Origin of the sequence: Desulfobacter latus, assembly GCF_013389365.1 — a bacterium.
In the GTDB taxonomy this organism is placed as follows: Bacteria; Desulfobacterota; Desulfobacteria; order Desulfobacterales; family Desulfobacteraceae; genus Desulfobacter; species Desulfobacter latus.
Genome location: NZ_JACADJ010000001.1, coordinates 20,201 through 46,593, shown reverse-complemented (window position 1 = coordinate 46,593; position 26,393 = coordinate 20,201). Strand labels below are relative to the sequence as shown.

Sequence of the window (26,393 nt, the reverse complement as noted above, 5' to 3'; positions counted from 1 at the left end):
TTAATTTTTCCGATTTTTTATAAACCAACGAAACTGGTTTTACGTTTTTGTTGCGGGTTAAACAGTTACCATTATTTCAACTTATCTGAAATTTTGAGCAACGCATCTACATAATAGTTGGAATGGTTGTATTTGAACAGGACTTTGTGCTGGCGTTGACGGCTGAGGCCTGATTTCCAGCCATGGTGTTTTAAATAGTTGGCTACGGAAAAAATGGCGTCCTCATGGTCAAACAAATCCACCCGCCCATCCTTGTTTCCGTCCCTTGCCAGTGTCAAAGCGTTGGAAGGCATGAACTGAGGGATACCCATGGCGCCGGCGTAAGATCCTTTAATGGCAACAGGGTCAATGCCTTCACGATTGCTATAGCTGATCAGCGCCTTAAGCTCCTCATACCCCCATCTGCTTTTCCGGTCCACCTTTTTATCAAACGTGGTCCGCTCAGGTTTTTTATTATCTGATATAGCCCCCCAGACCCTTTCGGCAAGCGCTTTGTCCGCAAGCGCTGCCATGGTGGACAGGGTGTTTATCACCGTGCGATTGCCAAGGTATGTGCCCAGACGGGTTTCTACCATAAGAATGGCTGTAATAATGGTTTTGTCCACTGAAAATTCTTCTTGGGCGTTATCAAGGCTCTCTTTATGCGTAACCATGTAATTGCGGGCATTGGCGATGGATTTTGGAGAAGAAAACTGGTCATAGTTAAGACTGGATTCCGAATGGATAAAAAACAGAGAAACACCATCCGGGTCAAAACAAACCGATTCATTGTCAAACAAGGCTTTGGTCTTTTCCTGATCAAACCCATCCTGGACAAGGCGCTGGGTAAGCAATTCAAATTCATTGGTCTGACCGGTACTGTCCGGCGCAGCAGTTTGCTGGGCATAGCAATAATTAACAGAAAAACAGATGCTAAGCACCAGTACAATGTTCAGGATAAATTTGGAAAATAGGTCGGAATTTTTCATATTTGGGGTATCTGCTCCCTTGCTCTGATAGTTTGAGGCAAGATATTTTTTCCTGTTCCAAGGTCTGCGTTGCTACCATTTATATAGCGTATTTTGTTTCTGATTGCATTAAAAAAGTGAAATATCAAAACGCGGCACAGACAGGCAGATATCGCAAAAAAAAACGGGCCCGGGAAACAGCCAAAGCGTTCCGGGCCCGTTTGTCAGGTCAATCCCCAACAGGAGGAGGCTGATTTTTTAAATATCAAAGTACAGATAGAACTCATGAGGATGCGGACGGCTGATAACCGGTTTAACTTCGTTTTCCATTTTGTACTCAATCCAGTGTTCAATAACATCCTTGGTGAAAACATCACCTTTAAGCAGAAAGTCATGGTCCGTCTTAAGGGCTTCCAGGGCTTCTTCAAGGCAGCCCGGTGCGGACGGAATAGCAGCCAGTTCTTCAACCGGCAGATCATAGATGTTTTTATCCATGGGATCGCCCGGATCAATTTTGTTCTGGATACCATCCAGCATGGCCATGGCAATGGCGGAGAAGGCCATATACCCGTTGGCAGAGGGATCCGGTGTACGAAATTCAAGACGTTTTGCCTTGGGAGATCCGGAGTACATGGGCAGACGGATGGCCGCAGAACGGTTCCGGCTGGAGTAAGCCAGTTTAATAGGCGCTTCAAAACCGGGCACCAGACGTTTGTAGGAGTTGGTGGTAGGATTGGTGATGGCGCACAGGGCTTTGCAGTGTTTCATGATGCCGCCGATGGCCCACAGGGCATTGTCGGACATACCTGCATATTTATTGCCGGCAAATGTAGGCTCGCCGTCTTTCCAGAAACTCATATGGGTGTGCATGCCGGTACCATTGTCACCATAGAGGGGTTTAGGCATAAAGGTCACGCAATGTCCGTATTTTGCAGCCACATTTCTCAATACATATTTGAACCAGGCCAGCTTGTCACCCATGTTCAGCAGGGAGTCAAACCGAAGGTCAATCTCAGACTGTCCGGCAGAAGCAACTTCGTGATGCTGGCATTCCATGTCAATGCCCAGATCCTGCAGGGTCAGCATCATCTCAGTTCTCATGTCCTGATAGTTGTCTGCGGGAGGCAGCGGAAAATACCCGTGCTTTGGTTTGATTTTGTATCCCAGGTTGGGTTCGGAACCGTCACTGGTGTTCCAGTGTGCTTCCGGGGAATCAATTTCAAAAAAGGAAGCATGGGGATCTGACGCGTAACGAATATTGGAAAAAATAAAGAACTCGGGCTCAGGACCTACAAATATGGTGTCGCCGATGCCGGTGCTTTTGATATAGGCTTCCGTTCTTTTGGCAATACCGCGGGGATCTCTGGAGTAACCTTCGCTGGTGATGGGATCATGGATGTTGCCGAGAACAACCATGGTCGGTACTTTGAAAAACGGATCAATTTTTGCTGTACCTGCTTCAGGAATTACGATCATATCGGAGTTATCAATGTTCTGCCATGCTCTCATGGAAGACCCGTCAAAACCAAATCCGTCTTCAAAGGAAGCTTCCGTCAATTCTGATACAGGCACACTAAAGTGCTGCCAAGTGCCGATAAAGTCCATGTAGCGAATGTCAACGACTTTAATGTCATTCTCTTTGGCCATTGCCAATACGTCTTTTGGTGTCATTTTTTTACCTTTCTATCTATATTAAGTTTATATGAAAGACTTAGTTAACCGTTAAATTGCATCATCTCCGCGCTCACCGGTTCTGACCCGCATGGCCCCTTCAACCGGCAGTACAAAAATCTTACCGTCACCGATTTTACCGCTATTGGTCGCAGACCGGATAGTTTCCACGGTTTCTTCAAGGCGATCGTCGGTTACAACAATTTCAAGTTTTATTTTCGGAACAAAATCAACGACATATTCCGCGCCGCGATAAATTTCCTTGTGTCCTTTCTGCCGGCCGTACCCATTAACTTCCGTAACGGTCATGCCGTAGATGCCGATTTCGCTCAACGCCTCTTTGACATCATCCAGCTTAAAGGGTTTAATAATTGCCTCAATTTTTTTCATTCATGACCTCCTTTGACTGCATCTGTGGAAGACGGTTAATAATCGCGTTTTTTATCTGATTTAATTTTTCTTCTGATTCTATTTTCTGGTCCCCTTCAATATCCCGGACGTAAAAAACGTCAATCACCTGATCCACCTTGGTGGCGACCATGGCGACATTAACATTGATGCCGGCCCGGTATAAGGTATTGGTAATGGCAAATAAGAGTCCTGGAAAATCATAGGTTAACACTTCAATAATCGTAAAAAAACTGGATGTTTCATTGTCTATGCGAACCTGGCTCTCTTCGGGTCTGCTGCCGCTGGATATGGTCACCTCAGTGGGAATTTTATCGAGCACATTATCCAGATAGTGGTCATCTTCAAGCGCTATGCTCAAATCCTGTCCGGCCTTTTCCCATTTTTCCTTTTCAAAGAGACGGTCCTGGGGTGGACGGACATTAAAGATATCCAGAAAATAGCTGTCTCCCAGATAATAGGCCTGGGAGCCGACGATATCAATATTATTCTGGAAAAAAACCCCGGCAAGCTTGGAGTAGAACCCGGGCTTGTCCTTGCCGCAAATGGACACGGTTCTCATATCTGCCTCATTATCCTTTGTAATCTGCCAGATATACTCCCGGTCTCCCAGGTTTCTGAATAGATTAATATGATCAACAATGTTTTGGGGCGGCACATAAAGCAGATAGCGCCGGGACATGGCGGATAATTGCCGGGTAACCTCTTCTTCCCGCCAACTTTCCCGCAACAGGGCCAGGACATCTTTTTTCTTTTTTTCAATAAGACGCTGGGTTTTCTTGGACGCCAGTTCCCCTGTTTTGATGATGCTCATGGTTTTAAAAAACAGGTCTTTAATTAAATTTTCCGTCCAGTCGTTCCAGGCCTTGGGTCCGGTGGCCTTGGAATCGGCCACCGTAATCAGGAAAAGCATGCGCAACAATCGAATTTTTCCTATTTTATTCGCTGTGTAAACGGCTGTTTCCTCATCATAAATATCCCGGCGAGTAGCGGTTTTTGCCAAAAACAAATGGTTTTCGATGAGAAAAAGAATATCCTCCTTTTCCACGGGGCTGAATCCAAGACGATCAACAACAGGTTCGGCTATCCTGGCACCTCTGCGAGAGTGCTCTTTGGCAGGATCGGCCTTACCGATGTCATGCAGAAGACCTGCCACGAGCAAAACATTTTTATTCCTTATCTCCTTGAACACCGAATTATAAAGGGTTCCCATTATGGTGTCTGCGGGATCTTTGAAACCGTTAAGGATCTGTACACAGCGGATGGAATGTTTGTCCACAGGGAACAGGTGGTACTGATTATACTGAATTTTATGCACTAACGGTGCGAATTCCGGAATAAACTGTGCCAGAATGCCGGTGGAAAGCATGACATTAAGCACGTTGAATTTCCAAATCGACATGCCCAGAATCCGTTTGAAAATTTTGATACATCCGGGATCCGTGCGAACCTCATCATCCACAAGGTGACGGAATTCGGATGCGATCCGCCTGGCCTCAATCGACATTGGTATCCGGGTCTGACCACTTTCAAGGAAAATGCGAAGCAGCAAATCAGGGTGTTGAATAATTGAAACGGTGTTGGCAAAGTAAAGCCGGCGTTTTTTTACGACCAACCCCTCAGTTTTGGTGGGCCGTGGGCCGACAGTTTCTTTTTTAACCCGGAAGCTGGATACGATATCTTCAAATGTGATCTGGTAAATCTGCTTTAAAAAATCCATTTTTTCATGCAGTTCACCTAGAAAAACTTCCACCTGAGGTAAACTCGAGGTATCCACATAATCCATCAAACCGGCCACTTCTGCCTGGTGTTCAAAATGAAGCGTATCATTTTTGCGCTGACTGATATAATGCAGACGGTTGCGCACATCCCAGATATAAGTTAACGCATCTTCCAGATTTTCGTATTCAAAATGGGAAAGAAACCCATAATAGGCCAAATCCCGACGGGTCTTGATGTTGGATTTAATTTTAGCATACCACAGCAGGGTGTGATAATCCCGAAGGCCGCCAAAGCCTGATTTTAAATCAGGGGAAACCAGATAGGTCGAGTCCCCGAAATCCGCCAGGCGTTTTTCTCCGTTTTCGTACAAATAATTGAGCGTGGGTTTCAAATGCTTTGCGGATAACTGCTGCCTGAATTTTTCCATAAATTCGGAATAGATCAGGGAGGCCCCGCAGATAAACCTGGCATCAAGCACTGTGGTCAGGATATCAAAACGATCAAAAGACATTTTAATACATTCGTTGATGTTCCGGACTGCATACCCGACTTCAAACCTGGCATCCCATAAGGGATACAAAAGCTCCTGGACAAAGGCTTCCACATCCGCCGGAATGGCCTTATCAAAAAGAATGAGCAGATCAATATCTGAATGGATACACTGCTCTTTTCTTCCGTATCCCCCCAAGGCAATGATGGCAAAAGGATTTCCCGAGATAACCATTTTTCTGGCTGCAATACTTTTTTCAAACACCCTGTAAAAGTATTCATCAAGACGGGTAGTCATCTTTTCCAGGAAATTAATTTCTTGCCCCTGGAGGTACTGATCTATCAGCTCTTGTTTTTGTTCAATTAATATTTTGGCTTCAGGACTTTCCATATCTGTTCAGTATCTTTAATTTTGATCTTTTAATAATAAATATATGTCCTTTTTCGACAAAAACATTTCATACACCAGACCAATACCTTAAAACGTTTTTCATTACTGTTTTCATATTTTGCAATGGTTGTACCATCCTTTTATTTTCAATAAGTTATAAAACGCGCAGGCAACTGAAGCCTACAAATCAATGAAAAGAATAATATTTATTACAGTAATGTCTATTTTGAGAAGCAGTATATTACTTTTTTGTAACTACTATCGGGTAGGATCCTAAAAACCAGCAAGCGGGTATATGATATGTCGATTTTTTGAAAAGGCATGAATAATCAGCCAGGCACATGACGTGCTTGGCTGTGGAAAACTAAAAAAACGGCGACGCTCCCCCATTAATCTTCATCTATTTTTTTAGGCTCCTTTTCATCGTCATCTTCAATGGGCTCTTTTGTTGCTTTCTTGAAATTCTTGATGCCTTTTCCTAAACCGGCACCGATTTCGGGCAATTTACCGGCACCGAATATAATAAGGATAATCACCAGAATTATTATCAATTCAGGCATTCCTATACCACCAATCATGATTCACGCTCCTCATATTTTGTTCATGGTGTTAGTAAAAAAGTTATCAAATCAGGTCATTAGCATTTAACCTGTATGAAGTCAATCATTAAGGATTCATGGAAACACATAATGATATTTCATTTTTGTAATAAATTGTATATTTCTCCGGTTAAAAATTGTTTCCGCCTTGAATTTGAACAAATTTCCTAAAAACTTGATAGTCGAATGATAAGCAATTTTTTTGATCTAGGCATCACGATAAATCTATCTTTTTATCTCTGATGAGCTTGAGGCAGGCGTCCACGCTGGGGGCATGATATCGAACGCCACGGCCGTTCCGTATCTCTTCCAGTGCAGCTTCCACGCCGAGAGACGGCCTGTACGGACGGTGAGATGATATGGCTTCGACCACATCGGCAACCGTCAATATTTTCGCTTCAAGAAGAATTTGCTTATCGGTCAGATTCCTGGGATAACCCGAACCGTCAAGATATTCGTGGTGCTGGTATACGATTTGTGCAACCGGCCATGGGAAATTAATGTTTTTCAAAATATCATACCCAACCTGGGCATGGCACTTAATGATTTCATGCTCCTGATGGGACAAAAGGGTCGGTTTAGACAGAAATTCGGATGGCAGGGCAATTTTGCCGATATCATGCAGAAGTGCAGCAAAGTGCAGTCCTTCAATCTGATGATCTGAAAGTCCGAGTTCCCGTGCAATGGCACAGGCCAATCGGTCAACCCGTGTCTGATGGCCGGCAGTATAAGGATCACGTTTTTCTTCAGCAAGCGCCAACGACTTCACGGTCTCTTCAAGGTTTGCATGCAGGTCGTCTCGATTCTTTTTAAGCGCTTCCATGGCCAATTTCCGGTTCGTGATGTCCCGCGTCACCCCTCTGTATCCCAAAAGTCCGCCGTTTTCTGAAAAAACCGGTACCGCATTGTTTTCGACAACCACATGCCGGCCGTTCTTTTTCCGGCATGTCGTCTCAAACCCTTTAAATGACTTTTGGCTGCCAAGCAGATTTTTAAAGGTTTCCTGATACCGATTTTTTAAATCCATGGGCACAAAATCCATGATGGTTTTATGCATTGTTTCATCCGAGGAAAAACCCAGCAACGCCTCCACCCTGGGACTTGAATAGGTATATTGCCCTTTTCCATCGATTTCCCATATCCAGTCACTGGTGTTTTCCAGAAGGCTTTGAAAGCGCTCTTTGCTTTCTTTGAGCGATTCGTTCAATTTCTTGCGTTCAATGGAGACTCGCATTAATTCTTTGTCAGCCTTCATGGTCTGGCGAATGGAATACAGGGACAGCATGAGGACGATGCCAAGGATGGCAGTGGAAATGGCCATAAACTTATTACGTATGGCGGTGATTTCAGCATAAATATCATCAAGATACATACCGGTACCCACAATCCAGTCCCATGGTTGAAAACCTTTAACATAGGACAATTTAGGAGACATTCTGTCAGGATCGTCTTTCCATTGCCAGTAATAATCAACATACCCGGCGCCTTTCTCAGCAACCACCTCGTTAAATTTTAAAAGAATATTTTTGAGACTTGAATCTCGAACATCCTTGATATCCTTGATGGCCTTGTTCACAACATCCGGGCGATACGGATGCATAATAAACTGCGGCGTCATGTCGTTAATCCAGAAATAATCTTTTTTTTCAGGACCGTACCGGAGATTACTGATCCGGAGAATTGCCCGGTGTTGAGCATCGGCCCGGGTCAGTTCGCCGGACAGCTCCCGTGCATGATAGTTGTCAATCAGACTCCAGACCGTTTCGGTCAGCTCGTAGATCATTTCCTTCTTTCTGTTGATAAAGCTTTGTTCAATCCGCGGAAGAAAAAGCATAAACATGGTGATGACATAAAGAACGATCGTCAAAAGTGCCGGCACGGCAATTCGCCGGGAGGTGGTCTTGAATCTTTTCCGTATCATATTTTTCAGCATACACCCCGCCCTTTAAGTCACACAAAATAAAACAGGCTACAGGCAAATCCCTGTAACCCATTGATTTTATTGGAGCCGGCGATCCGATTCGAACGGACGACTTTCTCATTACGAGTGAGATACTCTACCAACTGAGTTACGCCGGCTTTTTTGACCCCCAATTTATATCAGGGCGTCCCTGGAAATTCAAGAGATTTAACGCCCGCGGTGGGGTGAATCACGGTAAAAAACCAGATCAGCCCGGGGCGGTTACAAAGGATTGATACGCCTTTTAAGGATATCTTCCAACAAAGAGGCCACCAGATGATCAAAGGATATCGAATGTTTTTTACCGGATGTTGAATCTTTTTTCCGGCCGGCTTTAAAGAATTCCATGCAGACCCGGTGCTGCTTTGTTGTCAAAAGGGTGGAAATCCCCACCTTTTCTCCATTGGAAATAAGGTGGGATTTTGTTTCAGGGACATCACGCCGGCCATGGGCGCGCCGACTCATATGGGTGTAATAAAGCAACGCCCGATCCAGAAGAATATACAAAAACTGAATATTTTCATTGGGCCCCACCTGGATCCGGTCCCCCCCAAGCCTTGATGAGGCATTCGCCAGACGCCGGAGCCCCATAAAAGCGGAACCTGCACCCACGGCGGAACCAATGGCCGTAAAAATTCCAAAGGTCAGTCCGGCTGCAGCCGTATCCAACACCGCCCCAAGGGTACCTCCGAGTACCGCACCGGCGGTAGCGGCCTGGGCCCGGGTCAAACCCAGCATCTCCCAGGTCTGCTCTGAAAACAGATCATGCTTGAGAATGGAACAGGCAGGCAATGGATAATCATAGAGGTGATGACGGAACAGTGAACGGATATGGCCAAACATTTTTTGTTCAATCTCCCGGATGTTTCCCTGATATTCCCGGGTAAGATTTTCCTTGAGCGTCACAGAATCCATGTCCGCTTTGAGTCTGCGGGTCAAAGAAAAACGCAACGCCTGCTCCATACCATGAACAATATACGCACAGGCCAAACGGTTACGCTTTTCCCATTCCACGTTAAAGGCCTGGATCACGCCTTCCATCAACGGTTCAATGTCCTGGTCAATGGCTTTAAGGCTTTCCATCAGCCGGATGCGCTCATAAAAATCAGCCTGGTTGGAATTAAAGATCCGAATGACGTTGAAAAATTTGCGAAACTCTTCTTTCCACACCTCTGTATTATCCCGGGTCTCGGACTTTGCATTGATAACAGCCATTCTGGGCTGTCCCGTGAGCCGCAGGATCTCCATTTCAGCCAGATCATCTTCCCTTACAGGCCGGGATCCGTCCACCACATAAATAATGCCGGCCCCATTGGCCACCGGTGTCAACAGTTCGCACTCATCGGCAAAAAACGGGTTATTTTCATGTTCGGCAATGAACCGGGCCACCATGTCCGGCCCGGGATTTTTTCTGAACCAGGCCAGGGTCTGCCGAGGCGCCTGGAACCCCGGTGTATCAATAAACCGGATGAGCTCTTTGTCATCCCTGGTCACGGAATAGGACTTGGAAACCCTGGTTTCACCGGGCACCGGGCTGACCTGGATACGGTCGTCCTCGGTCAATGTGGAGACCACCGAGGATTTTCCCTCATTGGGGTGCCCTAAAACGGCAAATTCAGGCAATGCCATCATGGCGACACCCACCTTTCAATGACCACCCACGGATCGTTAAGCTGGTTTACGGCACTCTTCCATACCTGAAAATTTACATCAGAAGGCGCCACATCTTTTTCACCCGGCGCCATTGTCTGAATCATTACGATCCATAGGGGAAAATCAGAAAACATCTCACGAATTTGAACAAAATAATAGAGCAGTCCACGGATAGGTGGCTGCCAAACCTCCTGAAGCAAGATCAAAGGCCCCTGGCTTAAATCTTTAATATGGGCTGCTATCTGGTCCTGATCTTCATCAAAATCATAATGAATGCCGACGGTAGCGGCAATATGAATACCAAACTGCTGTTCCAGACCAGCCCGAATCTGTTCCATATCATTTTCCTCAAATCCCCTGGCCGATCCAAGCACAAGCGCATCAGGCCTATTTTTTTTAACACAGGGGGCATCAGATAAAGCCGGAGGCCGGACTTCAGATTCTGGTTCAGACGTTGACTCAGACTCAGGCTTTGGTGTGCTTAAAATCCTATCGGATTGAGGCATAACAACAGGGGCTTTATCTTTTTCCATCACAGACGCGGGTTCCGGCCTGTCCGGCCTGGGCAAAGGCGTTCTGGATTCCGCCCGGGAGCCGCCGGTCTTTTTGATATCCATACCCATGCGGGGAGTTCGCATCCGCATGAGCAGGCGCTGGTACCCAGGCCGGGACAGGTCAAACCGGGCAAGAGCCAGCATCCTGGCGGCATGGGCCAAACCCACGATAACAATTCGGGGAATAATGGCATATACCAGCAGCCCCATGCATAGAAACGGCCACCAGGCAGTTAAATGTTCACTGGTCAGTCCGGCAAGGCCTTCCTTGAGTACAATCCGGCTGCCTTCTATTTGCTCAAGGGTAGGCACAAAAATATCAGGCATGGCCCAGGACCAGGGCAATGCCATCCAGGATACCAGGCGGTACACACTCTCCCCGGAAGTCAAAAGTGTAGATTGCCAGCCAAAAGCCAAGTCCGTAACCATAACCCTGAAAAACGTGCCGCCAAGTACCCCGGTTGAAACCCCCAGCGCACCCAGGGAGAGTACAATGAACACCGGCCAGAACAGAATACGCCGAAAAGACCGGGTATCCAGATGCAGCAACTCACCGGCATCTGTTGAAAATTGAGGAAAATGTTTTTGAACAGGTGCGGCCCACGTCTGCATCCGCCCCATGAATTTATCAATAAACAGACGCATGGACAGTCGGTGCAGCGCGCCGGACCAGCCTGACCCGGCAGGGCCCGACCGGAACTGATGGAAGCCCACCAGTGCTGCACCCAAACAAAGCAAAGCCGGAAAAAGGATAAACACAGCAACAAACAAGGTCACATTCACAGGCCGGCTGCCATGGTAAGCCAGAAACGAATATGCGCCCATACCTCCGGCAGCCAGGCCACAGGCAAAGACCACCTTGGCGATCCAGGCATAAAAAGAGGCAAATAACGCACCTGGAAGCTTAGCCCCGGAGCCGCCGCCGTTCGCGGTCTTTTGAAAAAACAACAGACGCCGGTATTCCAGCCATCCCGCAATCAGTCCGGTATCATCCAGTCGGTCGCCATCTTTAATCTGACGGAAGATATCTCTGTCCCGGGATGCAATGGCGGTCGTATCTATATTTTCCGGATCTTCATCCAGACCCATAAGAAAATCAAGATCAATAATATCTTTAAGAGACAAAATCATAATAATTCTTTAACAAATTGTCATAATTTTCACAATCCGTATTACAGGGAGGGATTGGTTCTAACGTCGGCCGCTATAGGGGCAGGCCGGCATACCGGCCCTAACGAGAGTCCCTGCCGGGGGCGATAAAATTGCGAATCCATCCTAAAAACGTATTTCCTTCCAGGCAATCTTTTTCAGCAGTGGCCAAAACCATTGTCATTTTTTCCGTATCTCCATAGCGGTCTTTGCGGGTGATGATTTGCCGGTCGGGATCAAGTTTCCGGATGACCCTGGCCGGATTGCCTGCAGCCACAACATTGGCAGGGATATTATTGGTGACAACGGCACCGGCCCCGATGATTGAATTTTTCCCAATGGTTACGCCTTTGCACACAATGGCGGAATCACCGATCCACACATTTTCTTCCAGGACCACCCTTGACCGGCCGGCAGGCGGCAAGGATCTGTCGTAAATACCGTGCCAGTCTGAATCCGTAATATAGGCGTGGCTGGCCAGCATGCAGGAGTCTGCAATACAAATGGAATTGGCCGCTGAGATCCGCACGCCCGGAGAGATAAGCACATGGTCCCCGATACGGATACCGTCAATATCCTTTTTTTCGGACCACACGGTCAACCGAGTTCTTTTGTCCGGGCATCCCAGCAGGGTCACATGAGTGCCGATGGAGATGGGGCGGCCGAACAATTCGATATACCAGGGTTTAATTATATAAGCATGGGGCCCCAGGGCGCTGAGCTGTGGGACAAGATAACGGCGGACATAAATATTCTGGAGCCGGTACCAGGCCTGTTTGATATAGTATGGGCGTTTATCCCGAATCATTGTTCAATATTTAAATATACTGCCGTCCCAGGCATCATGATCAAATAACCGGGCCCCGGGCGTCAGACGATACAGGGCATCGGCGGCCATTAAAACCACGGCATTGGTCCAGGATATTTTCTCCTCCGGCCAGATCACCATATCCGGATAGGTGTAGCCGCACCAGAAGGTTTGATCCTCAAACACCCGGTTGTGAATCCAGGAAAAAACAATACCGGCCTTTTGATGACGCCCCATGGCGTGAAGTGCAAGCACCAGCTCCGCGGTTTCGGCAATGGTCACCCAGGGCTGGTCGGACACACAGCGGCATCCCTGACCCTCAATGACATATTTATGCCAGTATCTGTCAATACGTGCCTTTGCCCGGCGTCCCTGCAATGCCCCGGACAGTATTGGGTAAAACCAGTACATGGAAAATCTGGACTTGGATACATTATAAGTAAAAATATTTTCCCTGATGGATCTGTCAAGGTGTTTAAGCGCATCCTCCCATTCCGGGCGCTCACGGCCCAGGATGCCGGCAATGGCCAGGGCACACTTCAGGCTCATGAATATGGAAGAACTGCCGGCCAAAAGAGACATGGGATCCACCTTTCCCGCCGGACTTTTTGCCCAGTAAATCTCTCCTGTGGGTGCCTGAAGCGCCAAAGCAAACGCGATCCCTTTTGACATGACAGACCAGAATTTTTCCAGATCAGCCTTGTCCCCCTTTATTAAAAACTGATGGAATAACCCCACCGCGAGATAACAGGCCATGTGGCTTTCGGTGGTCCGATCCTCGGGAACGGAATCCATATAGGATGAATACCAGGACCCGTCTTCATTCTGGCGTGTTACCAGCCAGTCCAGGGCGGCCATGGCCTGGTCATGCAACCCACCAATATTCAGTCCCATGACGGATTCCACAAGATCCCAGGGATCGGTTTTCCCGCCGGCATGCCAGGGGATATCACCATTCTCCCTTTGAAGACCGGCAATCATGCCGGCAACTGAGCCGGGGTCCAGAGACGAGTTGGGATGCAGCGTTGCATTTATCGGGCGCATTGACTCTCTTAAAAAATAATAATATCCTTTGTAAAAACAGGGCTAAATTATCAAACCCCTATCTATTTTACAAGATTTATGCAAACAAAACTGAATGATCCTTCAGGGCAATTGATTTTGATTAGACATTATACCGATTTTTCATAACCTATTGATTTTATTGGGAAGTTAATTTTTGCAAATCTAATAAAATCAAGCACTTAGCTAAAATCGGTATAATGTCTATTATTTAAACAAGCTCTTATACCCAAATTGAGGAGAAAACAATGGTAAGAAAGATCAGAAAAGCGGCAGTTATCGGGTCTGGAATCATGGGCGGCGGAATTGCCGCCCTTCTTGCCGGCGCCGGTGTTGAGGTGCTGCTGCTGGACATTGTCCCTTTTGATTTAACTGACGAAGAAAAAAAAGACCCTGGGGCGAGAAACCGCATTGTTCAGGCTGGTTTGGAAGCGGCATTGGCGACGAACCCCTCTCTATTTTACAGCAAAAAAGACGCTTCGCGCATCAGCACGGGAAACCTGGATGATGATATTGAAAAAATGTCGGAATGCGACTGGATCGTGGAAGTGGTCGTGGAAAACCTGAATATCAAAAAAGCGCTGTTCGAAAAGATTGCCAAGGTCAGAAAACAAGGCGCCATTGTTACCAGCAACACCTCCGGGATTCCCCTCAAGGATATGAGCCAAGGTCTTTCCCAGGAATTCAAAGCACACTTCATGGGCACGCATTTCTTTAACCCGGTCCGCTACATGCACCTGCTCGAACTGATTCCCGGCGCTGAAACCACCCCCGACGTCATGGATTTCATTGCCCGGTTTGGCGAAAGAAACCTGGGCAAGGGGATTGTCCGGGCCAAGGATACCCCGAACTTTGTGGGCAACCGAATCGGTATTCAGGGCATTGGTGCCTGCATCAAGTTCATGCGCGAAGACCAAATGACCATCCCCGAAGTGGATGCCCTGTTCGGACCGGCCCTGGGCCGCCCTAAAACCGCCATCTTCAAAACCGCGGACCTGGTCGGTATTGACACCATGGTTCATGTGGCCAAAAATTCCTATGACCTGTGCCCGGACGACGAGCAGCGCGACACACTTGTCCTGCCTGAATTTATCACCACAATGGTCGATAAAAAAATGCTGGGCAACAAAACCCAGGGGGGATTTTACAAAACAGAACTGACCCCGGAATGGAAAAAACAGCGCAAGGTGCTTAATGTTGACACCCTGGCATATGAAGATTTTGAAAAAGCATCGTTTCCCTGCCTGGACCAGGCCAGGAAAAAAGCCACCCTGGCAGAGAAGGTGGCCTGCATACTCAAAGGCGATGACAAAGGCGCCCAATTTGCCTGGCGATGCCAGGCCAACGCGTTCCAGTATGCAGCCAACCGGATACCTGAAATCGCCGAGACCATCGTTGAAATCGATAACGCCATGAAATGGGGCTATAACTTTGAGATGGGCCCCTTTGAAACCTGGGATGCCTATGGTGTTGAAGACGCCGTAGAAAGAATGAAAAACGAAGGGCTTGATATCCCGGCCAATGTCACGGACATGCTGGCCAAGGGCAACAAATCTTTTTACAAACTTGAAAACGGTATCCGCTGCTACTTTGATTTTTCGTCAGGTCAATACAAGGCGGTTCCGGTGTCTAAAAATATGGTTTCGATTGCTGCCGCCAAAGGCAATAATAAAATAGTTTTTCAAAATGCGTCGGCATCCCTGGTGGATATTGGAGATGACGTTTTCTGCATTGAATTCCACACCAAGATGAATGCCATTAACGCTGAAATCGTTGATGCCATCGGCAGATCCCTTGACTATGTCGAAGAACACGGTGCCGGCCTTGTTATCGGCAACGAAGCCGGGGGGATGCCCGGCGCATTTTCCGCCGGTGCGGACCTTGCCTTTGTCTCCAAATTGTGCCACGAAAAAAAATATGCTGAAATTGATGCATTCCTGGCAAAGGCCCAGAGCGGCATCCAACGCGTCAAGTACGCACCTTTCCCCGTTGTTGCCGCACCCTACGGCATGGTCTTGGGTGGTGGCTGCGAAACCTGCCTGGGCGCTGACCGCATCGTTGCCCATACCGAACTTTTCATGGGGCTGGTTGAAATCGGTGTGGGCCTGCTGCCCGCCGGCGGCGGCTGTATGAACCTGTGGAAAAAATATGTGGATGCCCTGCCGGGCAAAACCGTAAAAGAGGTGGATCTGGCCAAATTCTTTATCCAGGCATTCATGAAAATCGCCATGGCCGCCGTATCCATGTCAGCGGCCCAGGCCCGGGATAACGGATTTCTCGGCCCTGCCGACCGGATTGTCATGAACCGGGACAATCTTGTGGGCGAAGCCAAAAAAGAAGTCCTTAAAATGGTGGATGACGGATATATTCCCCCGCTGAAAAAGAAACTTAAAGTGATCGGCAACGCGGGTCAGGGCATGGTGAATGCGGAGGTGTTCAACCTGCTCAACGGCAAATTCATGAGTGAATATGACGCCTTTTTGGCCAAACGCATTGCCTATGTCGTCAGCGGCGGCGATGCCGGCGAGGGCAGTGAAATTGCCGAAGAAGCCATCCTCAAACTCGAACGAGAGGCGTTTGTGGACTTCTGCAGGGAAGAAAAAACCATTGCCAGAATTGACCACATGCTGAAAACCGGAAAGCCGTTAAGAAATTAGGAGATAAGATCATGAAAGACGCATATATCGTACAATCCGTACGGACCCCGGGCTGCAAGCAAAAAAAAGGAATGTTCAGCCAGACCCGGCCCGAAGAACTGATTTCCTTTATTATGAAAGAAGCGGTTGAAAGAACCGCTAACCTGACACCCGAAGACATTGACGATGTCATGCTGGGCTGCGCCTTCCCCGAAGCGGAACAGGGCCTGAACCTGGGCCGGATCGCGGCGAAAATGGCAGGCTTCCCGGACAAGGTCTCCGGTGCCACGGTAAACCGGTTCTGCGCGTCCGGCCTTGAAGCCATTGCCCTGGCCTCTGTGCGGGTCTCTGCGGGCTGGTCGGAAATCTGCGTGGGGGCAGGCTGCGAGTCCATGACGTTTGTCCCCATGGGCGGCAATGTCCCCCGGCCCCATCCGGAATATTCAAGAACCCATCCCGACATGTACGTATCCATGGGGATTACCGCTGAAAACGTGGCTGAACGGTACAACATCTCCCGGCAAGACCAGGACCTGTTTGCCTCCCAGTCCCAGGCCAAGGCCATGGCCGCCCGAGACGGCGGAAAATTCACTGAAATCATCCCGACCCCGGCCTACAAATATATTGTACAGCCTGACGGGACGTATAAAAAAGAGTCCTTTACTGTTGAACATGATGACGGGATCCGGGCTTCCACACCCGAGGGCCTGGCAAAACTGGGACCGGTATTCAAAGTGAACGGTTCCGTGACCGCCGGCAACGCCTCCCAGACCACGGACGGGGCCGCAGCCGGCATCGTGGCCTCCAGGGAAAAGTGTGAGGCGCTTGGCCTGACCCCTATTGCCAGGCTGGTTGGGTATACCACTGTGGGCTGCAAGTCGGATGAAATGGGTGTAGGCCCCAAATATGCCATCCCCAAAGTGCTTAAACAGGTGGGCATGACCATTGACGATATCGATATTTATGAAATCAATGAAGCCTTTGCCGCCCAGGCCATCCACTGCATCCGGGAACTCAACCTTGAAAAATACATGGATAAAATCAACATTCACGGCGGCGCCATCGCCCTGGGCCATCCGTTAGGTTGCACCGGTGCCAAACTGACAGCCACATGTATTGCCAACCTCAAAGAAGTCGGCGGCAGATACGGTGTTGTCTCCATGTGTGTCGGCGGCGGCATGGGTGCGGCAGCCGTATTTGAAAAACTTTGATAACTTAACCCTGGAGCGCGGGCGTCCCACCCGCGCTCCATATTAATTTCAATCGTCATGTGTTTTCTCCTGTTCCGGGGGTTGCGATTCCGGTGCTTTGGCAGGAAAAAACCGCTCCGCCCCTTCAATGGACCGAATGTGAATATCACGCTGGGGAAAGCTGATCTCAATGTGGTTTTCCCGGAAATTTTTATCGACCTCAAATCTGACATGCGTATCTACCTCCAGCATATGGTCTATATCGGTCCAGAGCCGCAGCACAAAAATCAATGCACTGTCGCCAAAATCCGTAAAAAGCACGTCCGGTTTCGGGTAGCGAAGGACATTGGGCGCATCCCCGGCAACCTGCAGTAAAACTTTTCTCACCAGTTCCACATCAGATCCGTATGCCACACCGACACTGATTTTGCGACGGATTCGTTTATCCTTGAAACTCCAGTTGGTCACCTGATTGCTGATGAAATCGGCATTGGGAATAATCAGGGAGGCATTGTCATAGGTTTGCACCACTGTGGACCGGACATTTATTTTTCTTACCCTGGCCCAGGTGCCGTTAACCTCTACATCATCCCCCACCTGGATGGGCCGCTCAAACAGCAGGATAATGCCGGATATAAAATTATTGACGATGTTCTGCAGGCCAAACCCAATACCAATACCCAGGGCACCGAAGGCAACGGCCAGGGACGCCGTGTTCAGTCCAAAGACATGCAGGGCGATGAGAAGACCTATGGCCCAAATAATATAAGCAGAGATGGTTGTAATGGATTCCTGCAGACCCTGGACCATGCCTGAACGACTTAAAAATTTTTTCTGAAACAGCCATTTCCATATCCGCACCAGCGCATAGGTGAAAATAATTACCAGTCCCGCAAAAATCGCCCCTAAAAAGCTGAATTGCATATTGCCGATGTTCAACGGCAGGGCCAGAACCCGATACAGGTGACCCAGCACGGTCTGAGAATTACCCCAAATCAACAGCATAAAAATTGAAAGGGTAACCATCCAGCAGAACTGACCTGCCCGGATGAGCAGCCACTGGAAAGGATAATCATCATAAGCAAACGCGTCCGTGCGGTTATGGCTTTTCTCCCTGTAATAGAGATCCCATTCCTGGAGCAGGTGAAGAAAAATCGCCCACCAGAAAAAAACGACAAGACTCTCGATCCAGGAACGTACCCAGTGGGAGGCAAGCAGTTCATAACCAATCATGTCCAGCATGAGTGAAACACCGGAAAGCAGAAGCATCACATACTTGGTGGTCAAAAGCCGAATCAGTTGATTTCTATCCTGATGACTTTCCCCCGGGGACTTAAGCGTATTGAAGTCAACATCCCGCCAGGCTTTCAGGGTCCAGACAAACATGATAAATGCCCCTGTCATGCGCAGCAGGATCAATAGCCCCGAACTTTGCCCCAAAACGTCGCGCAACACCCCATGGGTAAGAATAAACACAGCAACAGCCCGGGTGAAAAAAATTAAATACCCGGCATTGGATTCTCCGCCGACGGCTTCAGCAAAAACCGTTTTCAAGGACCGGCAGATCCATCTGCACGCCAGCAAAATCATTATCACCAGCGCGGCCTCTAAAAAAATTCTGGATACCAGAACCATTCGATCCAGACGGCTGTAAAGAAAAATTGTCAGCGCAGTCCCGGCCGGTATAATGGACATGATCAGCAGTTCCGCGGCCATCTGATGCCAGGCGCCCAGGTTTTGCACAACAGGCAGAGTCGTCAAGCCAGAGGCCTCTTTCCGAAGGCGCCATAGAATGGCAAACACCGCAGCCAGGACAAAGAAAAATGATACCGCCAGAAGCTGTGCGTCCTGCCACAGTTCTTCAACGCCCGATATCCAGAACTGGGGATCAGAAATGATAAAGAGTTGTTCAATCAGGGTTCTGAATTCCTGCTCAAGAGAATAAAGGGCACCAACCCGCGTCTCCTTATTTGTACGCTCAAACAACCCTTTTGCTTTTTTCTGCTCAATGTTTTTTTCAAATTGTGCATCCAGGTTCGTATACGTTTCCTTTATTTCCTTCAATTTATCCAGACTGCCCGTGTATATCTGGTCCAGCCGGGATAACAGCGCCTCTTTTTCTTTGAGTACCCGGGCCAGACGGGTTGCCATATTTTCAATGGTCAGGGGCTGACTATTGGAAGGCGTGTTCTCCTTAACGCCGGCAAGTTCCGCCAGTTGTCTGTCAACAAGCAGTTTCTGATTTTCCAGGTGCTCAAGTTCCTGTTTCACGGCCTCTTTTCTTGGAATCAAGTCCTGAAACATATTCTGGGCGTCAACCATGACGGTTTTCAGTTCAGCCTTGCTTTTCTGAAGCTGGACAATATCAACATCCTCGGACAGCAGTAAATTCCAGAAAGAGGAAAATTGAACCCGATACCCGTTATAGGCCGCTGTCAAATACACCTGGTTCTGCGCTTCGCTTGCTATCCGTTTTTTATATTTTTCAAGGTCATTGAGCTCAGTATTCAAAGATTTTTCAAGGATAATCCCCACTTCATCAATCAACTGGGATGTCGAATCCTGCTCTGGTTCGGCAAAAGCAAGGGTAAATCCACTGAAAAGAGTAAATCCGGCAAACAGGATCACAAAAGATCTGGAAATAAATTGAACGTCCAATTTTTTCATTATTTTAAAACCACCCTTTCTTTTTAAAAAATACAACCATTGCACCGCCAATCACCGCCATGCCCCCCAGTAAAATGAAATATCCCCACTGCCACTCCAATTCAGGCATAAATTTAAAATTCATACCGTAAATTCCGGCAAGAAAACTTAACGGTATAAAAATAGTGGAGATAATGGTCAGGGTTGCCATGACCTCATTCATGCGGTTACCCTGGGCTGACATATAAAAATCAAGCATGCTGGACAAAAGCTCTTGAAGCGACATAACCGCATCCAGAATATGATTAACATGATCCAGAATATCCGTATAAAAACGGATGACGGCATCCGGAACAAACGGGGATTCGGATTTCATCAAGCCAAGAATTGCCCCGCGCACCGGCCGGAGCTGCTTATTGAAAAATATCACCTCACGTTTCAGCCGATGTATCTGTTCAAGGTGGCCCGGATTTAAATCTTCGAGCATGTCACGTTCAACAGATTCCACGGCCGAAGCAATCTGCCCGATCACATCCAGAGAGTGATCAACGACAGCATCAATCAGGGCATACGCCAGGTAACCGGGACCGCCTGTACGTATGTTTCCCCTGCCGGCCTGCAGTCTTTTCTCCACTGCTTTAAGGCAAGGGGACGGTTTGTCCTGGACAAAAATCACCAGGTTCTCCATAACGGCCATACTGACCTGGGTTTCCGATATCTCATGATTCTCGGGATCAAAGGCCAGTTGTTTGAGTGTAACATAATAATAGGTGTCAAAATCTTCAAATTTGGGAGGATGTGCCGGGTCAACCATATCCTCCAAGGTCAGGGTATGGATATTAAACAACGCACCCATCCTTGAAAAGGCAAAATGATCATGTATGCCGGTTACCTGAATCCATGCGGTTTTATTTTTCTGGATCAAAGGCAGGGCTGCGTCAATGTTCTGAGGATGGTAGGTTTCGAGAGACGCTTTAGAATAGATTAAAACACAGATATCAGGCTGTGTGCCCAACGCGGCCGGGAGATCAATCTGCAGGCCCGGCGAAGATCCGGCTTTTTTTCCTGACTTTCTGAAAAATCTGGGCATGGCAAACCTTTCATTGAATTTACAACTGCAGAGATTAATTTAAGACCACCTTATTATCATGACCACAGGATTACGGATAGTTATAATAGTTAAAACAGGGAATACGATTTTTGTCAAATATCCAGGGGAAACCCAAATTCACCGCCTGCTTTTTACACACCCATCCAAAGGCAATTTGGGGAATTTTTTCTCGGCGAATTGTTGGACTGTTTGTGTTTGTCCCCGGAATCTGCAATGTTTACACCTTTATCTGGAAAGGGTATATTTATATCCGAACAAAAGAACTAAAGGGACTGAAATATTTCAGAATACAACGATAAATCCGAGACATGACCAAATGATTTTAAGAAACAGACTGCTCCGGCCCGGCAATACAGCCGGTGCCAGGGGATATATCGTTTATGTCTGCAGAATCATAAAACTGATTCAAACCGGCAGGTTGCTCCACCTGGCCGCCTGTCTCGGGATTATGCTGTTCTGCACCTTTTGCCCCCTGGCCATGGACGCATTTTATCAGAAAAAATGGTCTCACCTGGCCGGATACGGATGGCTGACCGCCTATGGGTTTATTCTCCCCTTTTTTGCAGAACTGGATGCGTTAAGCCGGTTTCAAAATTACAAACAGGCAAAAGACCTGTTTTATGAAAACGGGTTCAACCCCAGGATTGCAAATCTGTATGCCGGTTCACGCTGCCAGCGTGATGCCGCTGTTGTGGCGGCAAAGGACTTAGGGATCGGGCCTGAAATCATAGAACATTATCAAGCCCGGGGATTCAAATGGTACCATGTTTTGCCCGGCGTACTTTTTTCAAGGCCCGGGATACTTCTGACCCGTAATTATTGGCAAAGAACCCTTTTTGAAACCCGCTACACATCAAGACATTTTTGCTTATGATTGGGATTGGGGATGTTAACAATCACGCAGCAGGGTCAAACGGCTTAACTTCTTTTTTCAATTTATCTCTTCAAGCAATATTTCACCAGGGTGTGTAGGGGGAACTGAATGTTTGATTTTTAAGCGCCCATCTCAGGCCGGGAGGCTGTTTGGTCAGTCGCCCCAGGCCCTTCCCCAAAATCATATCCGAACGTCGAAACCGCCATTCAACGGGACTTGAGAGCGGTTTAGCTTGCCTGCAAAGTCCTTTAACTACGATGTTTTTATACGCATTTTAATCTAATTTTTATCGCGTTGTTTTCTTTTTGATATTCAAATAAAAACATTAATTATAAAGCAAATGCAAAACATCGCATTTTTATCATGTTAAAAACTTTAAATAGGCCGAAATGAATAAAAATGGATAAAATTACAAAAAAAATAAACGCCGGATCTGAAAATTCATCCCCTCCCGGTTTTCAAGTAAGGAATATCCTCTTTGTTTCCGCGCCTTACCATTTGCCGGGACTGAAAGTGGATATCCACCCGTCTGCCTGGGAGATCACCCACGCGGTTTCCATGGAAGAGGCTGCCGAACTGCTTCGTAAAAAGACTTTTGACCTCCTTTTCATTGAAATTGAGGCCCTGGATGACAGCACAGGAATAACGGTACAGCATCTCAAGTCCCTTTGTTCCGGCCTGCAGGTCATCTTCCTGGTGCAGCCGGGCTGTTGCAAAATTCAGCCTTTAGAACGGGAAGCCGGTCACATTTTTATCTGGTCCGGAACACCTGAACTCTTCCAGGCGATGGTTCGTTTTGTTGAAGACCAACGCTGCAAGGACATCACCCGCCGTGCCGTTCTCCTGGTGGAAGACAGTCTTGAATACACCTCGTTTTTGCTTCCTGAAATATATAAAGGCATAGACGCCGCCTTCCCCGGTGCCGGGCTTGTCCTGGCCGGATCCCATGAAACCGCCATGGAGCGGTTCCGTGAATTGGGCCAACGCCTTGACTGTGTTCTTTCCGATACCCGGCTGCCGTTTCAGGGAAAAGAGGCACCCGAGGCCGGCATTGACATTTTGTCAACCATTCACAGGGAAATGCCCGGCCTCCCCATCATGCTCATGAGTGCGGAAAGTGCAAACAAAAAAATGGCCCAAGGCATCTCAGTCCCCTTTCTGGATAAAAATGGCAACCAGCTGGACCGGGACCTCCATGAATTTTTCCACAGCCTGGCATCAGACCGCCCGGCCCAGGGGAGCCCCCCCCACGCCAAAGACCCGTATCCTGTTCAAATAAGTCCTGCCGGGTTTACCAGAATCGGACGCGGATCCATTGGTGGTAAAGCCAGGGGCCTGGCCTTTCTGGCCCAGACCCTTGACCGCCGCCCCGACCTTGGAACGGCTTATCCGGAAATGGCCGTCAACATCCCAGAGGCCCTGGTCTTCTGTACAGACATTTTTGACGACTTTATCCGTGACAACGGCCTGGCCGAACTTACCGACCGCCCCTTGACGGAACTGGTCCAGGCATTCATCGACGCCCCCCTGCCCCGGGAGGTTCTCCGGCATTTAAAAACCTATCTGGCTGCGAACAGTGTCCCCCTGGTCGTGCGCTCCTCCAGCCTTCTGGAAGATGCCGTCAACCACCCCTGCGCCGGGTTACACAAAACCTATATGATCCCCAACAACCATGCCGACCCTGACATGCGGTTATCGCACCTTGCCACCGCAGTCAAGCTGGTCTATGCCTCGGCATACTATAAAAAAGCCCAGGCCTTTGTACGCAGCACAACAGTTCACCCCTTCAGGGACAGCATGGCCGTTATGATCCAGGAAGTCGCCGGCAGCCAATACGGAGACTTTTTCTACCCAGCCATTTCAGGCACGGCCCATTCCCTGAATTTTTATCCTGCGGCCAATGCCAAAGCTGATGAGGGGGTCTTGAACCTGGCGCTGGGATTAGGGCGTACCCTGGCCCAGGGGGAGCAGAGTTTCAGGGTTTTTCCCGAACACCCCCAGGCCACACCCCAGTTTTCCAGCACCCGGGATTTTCTGGAAAACACACAAAACAGCTTTTATGCCCTGAGAATGGCAGGCTATCCGGATACCCTGCGCTTCGGCATGTGTTCCAACCTGGAACGCCGGGACCTGGCCCAGGCCATAGAAGAGGCGCCGGTCAAAACCCTGACCTCAACCTATCTGCCTGTCGAAGACCGGATTCGGGATACCTGGTACTGCAAAGGCCCCAAAATCCTCACCTTTGCCCAGGTTCTGAAATACGGGACGCCACCCCTTACCGCCCTGGTAAACGATCTCATGAAGGCTTTGGCCCATGATGCCGGCGGCCCAATAGAATTGGAGTTTACCGCCGACATCCCCGAAAAATCAGGCGACCCCTGGAACGTTTCCCTGGTCCAGGTCCGGCCCATGTTCAGTCCACGGGACACCAGCCTGATCACCAAAAAAGATCTTGACGAAGCCGTCTGTGTCTCCACCTCGGCCCTGGGGAACTGCACACTGGACACCATTCGGGACATCGTCTATGTCAACCCGGAAACCTTTGAAGGAAGCAAAACCTCGGATATGGCACAGCAGATCAGCCGTATCAATGCAGATCTGGCCAAAAACAACCGCCGCTTTCTGTTGGCCGGGCCGGGCCGATGGGGATCATCGGACCCCTGGCTGGGGATCCCTGTAGACTGGCAGCAGATCTCCGGCGCCGGTGCCATTGTGGAAATTCGAGACGGCACCATCCATGCCGATGCCTCCAAAGGCTCCCATTTTTTTAACACCATCACGTCCCAGGGCGTGCCCTATATCACCGTGAATCCCGGGGCAGCAGACCGCATCGACCTGGAACATCTCACCGGCTGCCGCACTGTCCGGGATGAGGGGTTTATCCGCCACATGCGCCTGAAACGCCCCCTGCTGATTAAAGTCGATGGAAAACATTCCCGCAGTGTCATCATTAACGCCGGCAAAGCAGACAATCACATACAGGCAGAATGAGTTCTCCTGCGCCGATCATTTTTATGGATGCAACCTAACAATACAATTAGAGTCGACTATACCGCGTTTAGACGATACCTTATTCGTTAGACCCCATTCGTGCGTTGATCTCATTAACCCAATTTTACAATACTTACTCACAGAAGAAAGGTAGACCATGTCAGAAGAACTGGATAAAATCATAGCCAAAGACCCCGATCAGAAAGAATTTCACCAGGCCGTCCAGGAAGTGATCGAGACGGTACAACCTGTACTGGACCGGAACCTCGAATACCGCCAGGCCAAAATCCTGGAGCGCCTGGCCGAACCCGAACGGGTCATCATCTTCCGGGTACCCTGGGTAGACGACACCGGCACCGTCCAGGTTAACCGCGGTTACCGCATCCAAATGAACTCGGCCATCGGCCCTTACAAGGGCGGGTTGCGTTTCCATCCGTCGGTAAACCTGTCCATACTCAAATTCCTGGCATTTGAGCAGGTCTTTAAAAACGCCCTGACCACCCTGCCCATCGGCGGCGGCAAAGGCGGGTCCGACTTTGACCCCAAAGGAAAATCCGACAATGAAGTCATGCGCTTCTGCCAGTCTTTCATGTCCGAACTTTACCGCCACATCGGCCCCGACACCGACGTACCCGCCGGGGACATCGGTGTCGGCGGCAGAGAAATCGGCTTTCTTTTCGGGCAGTACAAACGACTGACCAATCAATTTTCCCCGGTGCTTACAGGAAAGGGCCTGGACTGGGGCGGCAGCCTCATCCGCCCGGAAGCCACGGGCTATGGTGCGGTCTATTTTGCCGCTGAAATGCTGGCCACCCGCCATGGCAGTATGGAAGATAAAATCTGCCTGGTTTCCGGTTCCGGCAACGTGGCCCAGTACACCGTGGAAAAAATCCTGGATCTGGGGGGCAAGGTTGTCACCCTGTCGGACTCCACCGGGTTTATCTACGATGAAAGAGGCATTGACCGGGAAAAACTGGCCTGGGTCATGGAATTGAAAAACATCAAGCGGGGCCGAATCAAGGAATATGCTGAAAAATATCCGGAAGCCGTATACACTGAAACAGATGCCGGCCTGGATTACAATCCCTTGTGGAACATTCAGGCCGACTGCGCCTTCCCCTCTGCCACCCAGAACGAAATCAACGGCAAAGATGCGAGCAACCTTATTGAAAACGGGGTCTTTGTCATATCTGAAGGCGCCAACATGCCTTCCACCCCGGACGCCGTCGACATTTTTGTGGACCACAAAATCCTCTACGCGCCGGGCAAAGCAGCCAATGCCGGCGGTGTAGCCGTATCCGGCCTGGAAATGTCCCAGAACGCCATGCGCCTGAAATGGGGCAAGGAAGAGGTCGATCAAAGATTGCACGACATTATGAAATCCATCCATACCTCCTGCGTGGACGCCTGTGCCGAATACGGCGAGAAAGGCAACTACGTGGCCGGGGCCAACATTGCCGGTTTTACCAAGGTCGTCAACGCCATGCTGGATCAGGGTCTTGTCTAGCCTGTAAATTCCTGGTATATCCGGT

At 48.8% G+C, this 26,393-nt stretch carries 17 protein-coding genes and 1 tRNA gene; 5 read left to right on the top strand and 13 right to left on the bottom strand.

Annotated features, from left to right (window positions below; all coding sequences use genetic code 11):
* Positions 1-71: 71 nt before the first annotated feature.
* From HXW94_RS00165 to HXW94_RS00115, 11 genes are all read right to left on the bottom strand, one after another.
* Entirely contained in the window at positions 72-968 is an 897-nt protein-coding gene (locus HXW94_RS00165) for a lytic murein transglycosylase (protein ID WP_178364882.1), read from the bottom strand.
* 237 nt (positions 969-1,205) lie between these two features.
* The gene (gene glnA / locus HXW94_RS00160; RefSeq protein WP_178364881.1) at positions 1,206-2,618 is read right to left on the bottom strand and encodes a type I glutamate--ammonia ligase; all 1,413 of its coding nucleotides are present in this window, start codon (positions 2,616-2,618) and stop codon (positions 1,206-1,208) included.
* A 51-nt stretch (positions 2,619-2,669) separates the two neighbouring features.
* Positions 2,670-3,008 carry a P-II family nitrogen regulator gene (locus tag HXW94_RS00155; RefSeq protein WP_178364880.1) on the bottom strand — a complete coding sequence of 113 codons (339 nt, stop codon included), beginning with the start codon at positions 3,006-3,008 and terminating at the stop codon, positions 2,670-2,672.
* On the bottom strand, positions 2,995-5,628 hold the full coding sequence (glnD, locus tag HXW94_RS00150) for a [protein-PII] uridylyltransferase (protein WP_178364879.1): 2,634 nt from the start codon (positions 5,626-5,628) through the stop codon (positions 2,995-2,997). The genes HXW94_RS00155 and glnD overlap by 14 nt, the downstream gene beginning before the upstream one ends.
* A 389-nt stretch (positions 5,629-6,017) precedes the next feature.
* A complete protein-coding gene (tatA, locus tag HXW94_RS00145) occupies positions 6,018-6,206 on the bottom strand; it encodes a twin-arginine translocase TatA/TatE family subunit (RefSeq protein ID WP_178364878.1) in 189 nt (62 codons plus the stop codon).
* A 235-nt stretch (positions 6,207-6,441) separates the two neighbouring features.
* The gene (locus HXW94_RS00140) at positions 6,442-8,160 is read right to left on the bottom strand and encodes a cache domain-containing protein (protein ID WP_178364877.1); all 1,719 of its coding nucleotides are present in this window, start codon (positions 8,158-8,160) and stop codon (positions 6,442-6,444) included.
* 70 nt (positions 8,161-8,230) lie between these two features.
* A tRNA-Thr gene (locus HXW94_RS00135) sits at positions 8,231-8,306 on the bottom strand.
* A gap of 103 nt (positions 8,307-8,409) precedes the next feature.
* Positions 8,410-9,819, bottom strand: a complete 1,410-nt coding sequence (locus HXW94_RS00130) for a GTPase/DUF3482 domain-containing protein (protein WP_178364876.1) — start codon at positions 9,817-9,819, stop codon at positions 8,410-8,412.
* Positions 9,816-11,525 (bottom strand): DUF2868 domain-containing protein, encoded by a 1,710-nt coding sequence (locus tag HXW94_RS00125; protein WP_178364875.1) that lies wholly within the window; start codon positions 11,523-11,525, stop codon positions 9,816-9,818. Before HXW94_RS00125 ends, HXW94_RS00130 begins: the two co-directional genes overlap by 4 nt.
* 100 nt (positions 11,526-11,625) lie before the next feature.
* Entirely contained in the window at positions 11,626-12,351 is a 726-nt protein-coding gene (locus HXW94_RS00120; RefSeq protein ID WP_178364874.1) for an acyltransferase, read from the bottom strand.
* A 3-nt stretch (positions 12,352-12,354) separates the two neighbouring features.
* Positions 12,355-13,395: a phenyltransferase domain-containing protein gene (locus HXW94_RS00115; RefSeq protein ID WP_178364873.1), complete on the bottom strand. Its 1,041-nt coding sequence runs from the start codon at positions 13,393-13,395 to the stop codon at positions 12,355-12,357.
* A 266-nt stretch (positions 13,396-13,661) separates the two neighbouring features.
* Between HXW94_RS00115 and HXW94_RS00110 the strand changes: the two genes are divergently transcribed.
* Both HXW94_RS00110 and HXW94_RS00105 read left to right on the top strand, forming a co-directional pair.
* Positions 13,662-16,070: a 3-hydroxyacyl-CoA dehydrogenase/enoyl-CoA hydratase family protein gene (locus HXW94_RS00110; protein WP_178364872.1), complete on the top strand. Its 2,409-nt coding sequence runs from the start codon at positions 13,662-13,664 to the stop codon at positions 16,068-16,070.
* 11 nt (positions 16,071-16,081) lie between these two features.
* Complete coding sequence (locus tag HXW94_RS00105) at positions 16,082-17,260, top strand: thiolase family protein (protein WP_178364871.1); 1,179 nt, start codon at positions 16,082-16,084, stop codon at positions 17,258-17,260.
* Between the two features lie 48 nt (positions 17,261-17,308).
* On the opposite strand, the gene HXW94_RS00100 is transcribed toward HXW94_RS00105, so the two are convergent.
* Together HXW94_RS00100 and corA are read right to left on the bottom strand one after the other, a co-directional pair.
* Positions 17,309-19,906 (bottom strand): mechanosensitive ion channel domain-containing protein, encoded by a 2,598-nt coding sequence (locus tag HXW94_RS00100; RefSeq protein WP_178364870.1) that lies wholly within the window; start codon positions 19,904-19,906, stop codon positions 17,309-17,311.
* A 4-nt stretch (positions 19,907-19,910) separates the two neighbouring features.
* Complete coding sequence (gene corA / locus HXW94_RS00095; protein WP_178364869.1) at positions 19,911-20,975, bottom strand: magnesium/cobalt transporter CorA; 1,065 nt, start codon at positions 20,973-20,975, stop codon at positions 19,911-19,913.
* Between the two features lie 337 nt (positions 20,976-21,312).
* Between corA and HXW94_RS00090 the strand changes: the two genes are divergently transcribed.
* The 3 genes from HXW94_RS00090 to gdhA all read left to right on the top strand — a co-directional run bounded on the left by HXW94_RS00090 (position 21,313) and on the right by gdhA (position 26,368).
* Positions 21,313-21,870, top strand: coding sequence for a hypothetical protein (locus HXW94_RS00090; protein ID WP_178364868.1), 558 nt, complete (start codon positions 21,313-21,315; stop codon positions 21,868-21,870).
* A gap of 399 nt (positions 21,871-22,269) precedes the next feature.
* Positions 22,270-24,861: a PEP/pyruvate-binding domain-containing protein gene (locus HXW94_RS00085; protein ID WP_178364867.1), complete on the top strand. Its 2,592-nt coding sequence runs from the start codon at positions 22,270-22,272 to the stop codon at positions 24,859-24,861.
* 157 nt (positions 24,862-25,018) lie between these two features.
* Positions 25,019-26,368: an NADP-specific glutamate dehydrogenase gene (gene gdhA / locus HXW94_RS00080; protein ID WP_178364866.1), complete on the top strand. Its 1,350-nt coding sequence runs from the start codon at positions 25,019-25,021 to the stop codon at positions 26,366-26,368.
* Positions 26,369-26,393: the final 25 nt, after the last annotated feature.

Coding starts and splice junctions, on each gene's coding strand:
- HXW94_RS00165 (WP_178364882.1), bottom strand. CDS start 968: ATGAAAAATTCCGACCTATTTTCCAAATTTATCCTGAACATTGTACTG.
- glnA (WP_178364881.1), bottom strand. CDS start 2,618: ATGACACCAAAAGACGTATTGGCAATGGCCAAAGAGAATGACATTAAA.
- HXW94_RS00155 (WP_178364880.1), bottom strand. CDS start 3,008: ATGAAAAAAATTGAGGCAATTATTAAACCCTTTAAGCTGGATGATGTC.
- glnD (WP_178364879.1), bottom strand. CDS start 5,628: ATGGAAAGTCCTGAAGCCAAAATATTAATTGAACAAAAACAAGAGCTG.
- tatA (WP_178364878.1), bottom strand. CDS start 6,206: ATGATTGGTGGTATAGGAATGCCTGAATTGATAATAATTCTGGTGATT.
- HXW94_RS00140 (WP_178364877.1), bottom strand. CDS start 8,160: ATGCTGAAAAATATGATACGGAAAAGATTCAAGACCACCTCCCGGCGA.
- HXW94_RS00130 (WP_178364876.1), bottom strand. CDS start 9,819: ATGATGGCATTGCCTGAATTTGCCGTTTTAGGGCACCCCAATGAGGGA.
- HXW94_RS00125 (WP_178364875.1), bottom strand. CDS start 11,525: ATGATTTTGTCTCTTAAAGATATTATTGATCTTGATTTTCTTATGGGT.
- HXW94_RS00120 (WP_178364874.1), bottom strand. CDS start 12,351: ATGATTCGGGATAAACGCCCATACTATATCAAACAGGCCTGGTACCGG.
- HXW94_RS00115 (WP_178364873.1), bottom strand. CDS start 13,395: ATGCGCCCGATAAATGCAACGCTGCATCCCAACTCGTCTCTGGACCCC.
- HXW94_RS00110 (WP_178364872.1), top strand. CDS start 13,662: ATGGTAAGAAAGATCAGAAAAGCGGCAGTTATCGGGTCTGGAATCATG.
- HXW94_RS00105 (WP_178364871.1), top strand. CDS start 16,082: ATGAAAGACGCATATATCGTACAATCCGTACGGACCCCGGGCTGCAAG.
- HXW94_RS00100 (WP_178364870.1), bottom strand. CDS start 19,906: ATGAAAAAATTGGACGTTCAATTTATTTCCAGATCTTTTGTGATCCTG.
- corA (WP_178364869.1), bottom strand. CDS start 20,975: ATGCCCAGATTTTTCAGAAAGTCAGGAAAAAAAGCCGGATCTTCGCCG.
- HXW94_RS00090 (WP_178364868.1), top strand. CDS start 21,313: ATGATTTTAAGAAACAGACTGCTCCGGCCCGGCAATACAGCCGGTGCC.
- HXW94_RS00085 (WP_178364867.1), top strand. CDS start 22,270: ATGGATAAAATTACAAAAAAAATAAACGCCGGATCTGAAAATTCATCC.
- gdhA (WP_178364866.1), top strand. CDS start 25,019: ATGTCAGAAGAACTGGATAAAATCATAGCCAAAGACCCCGATCAGAAA.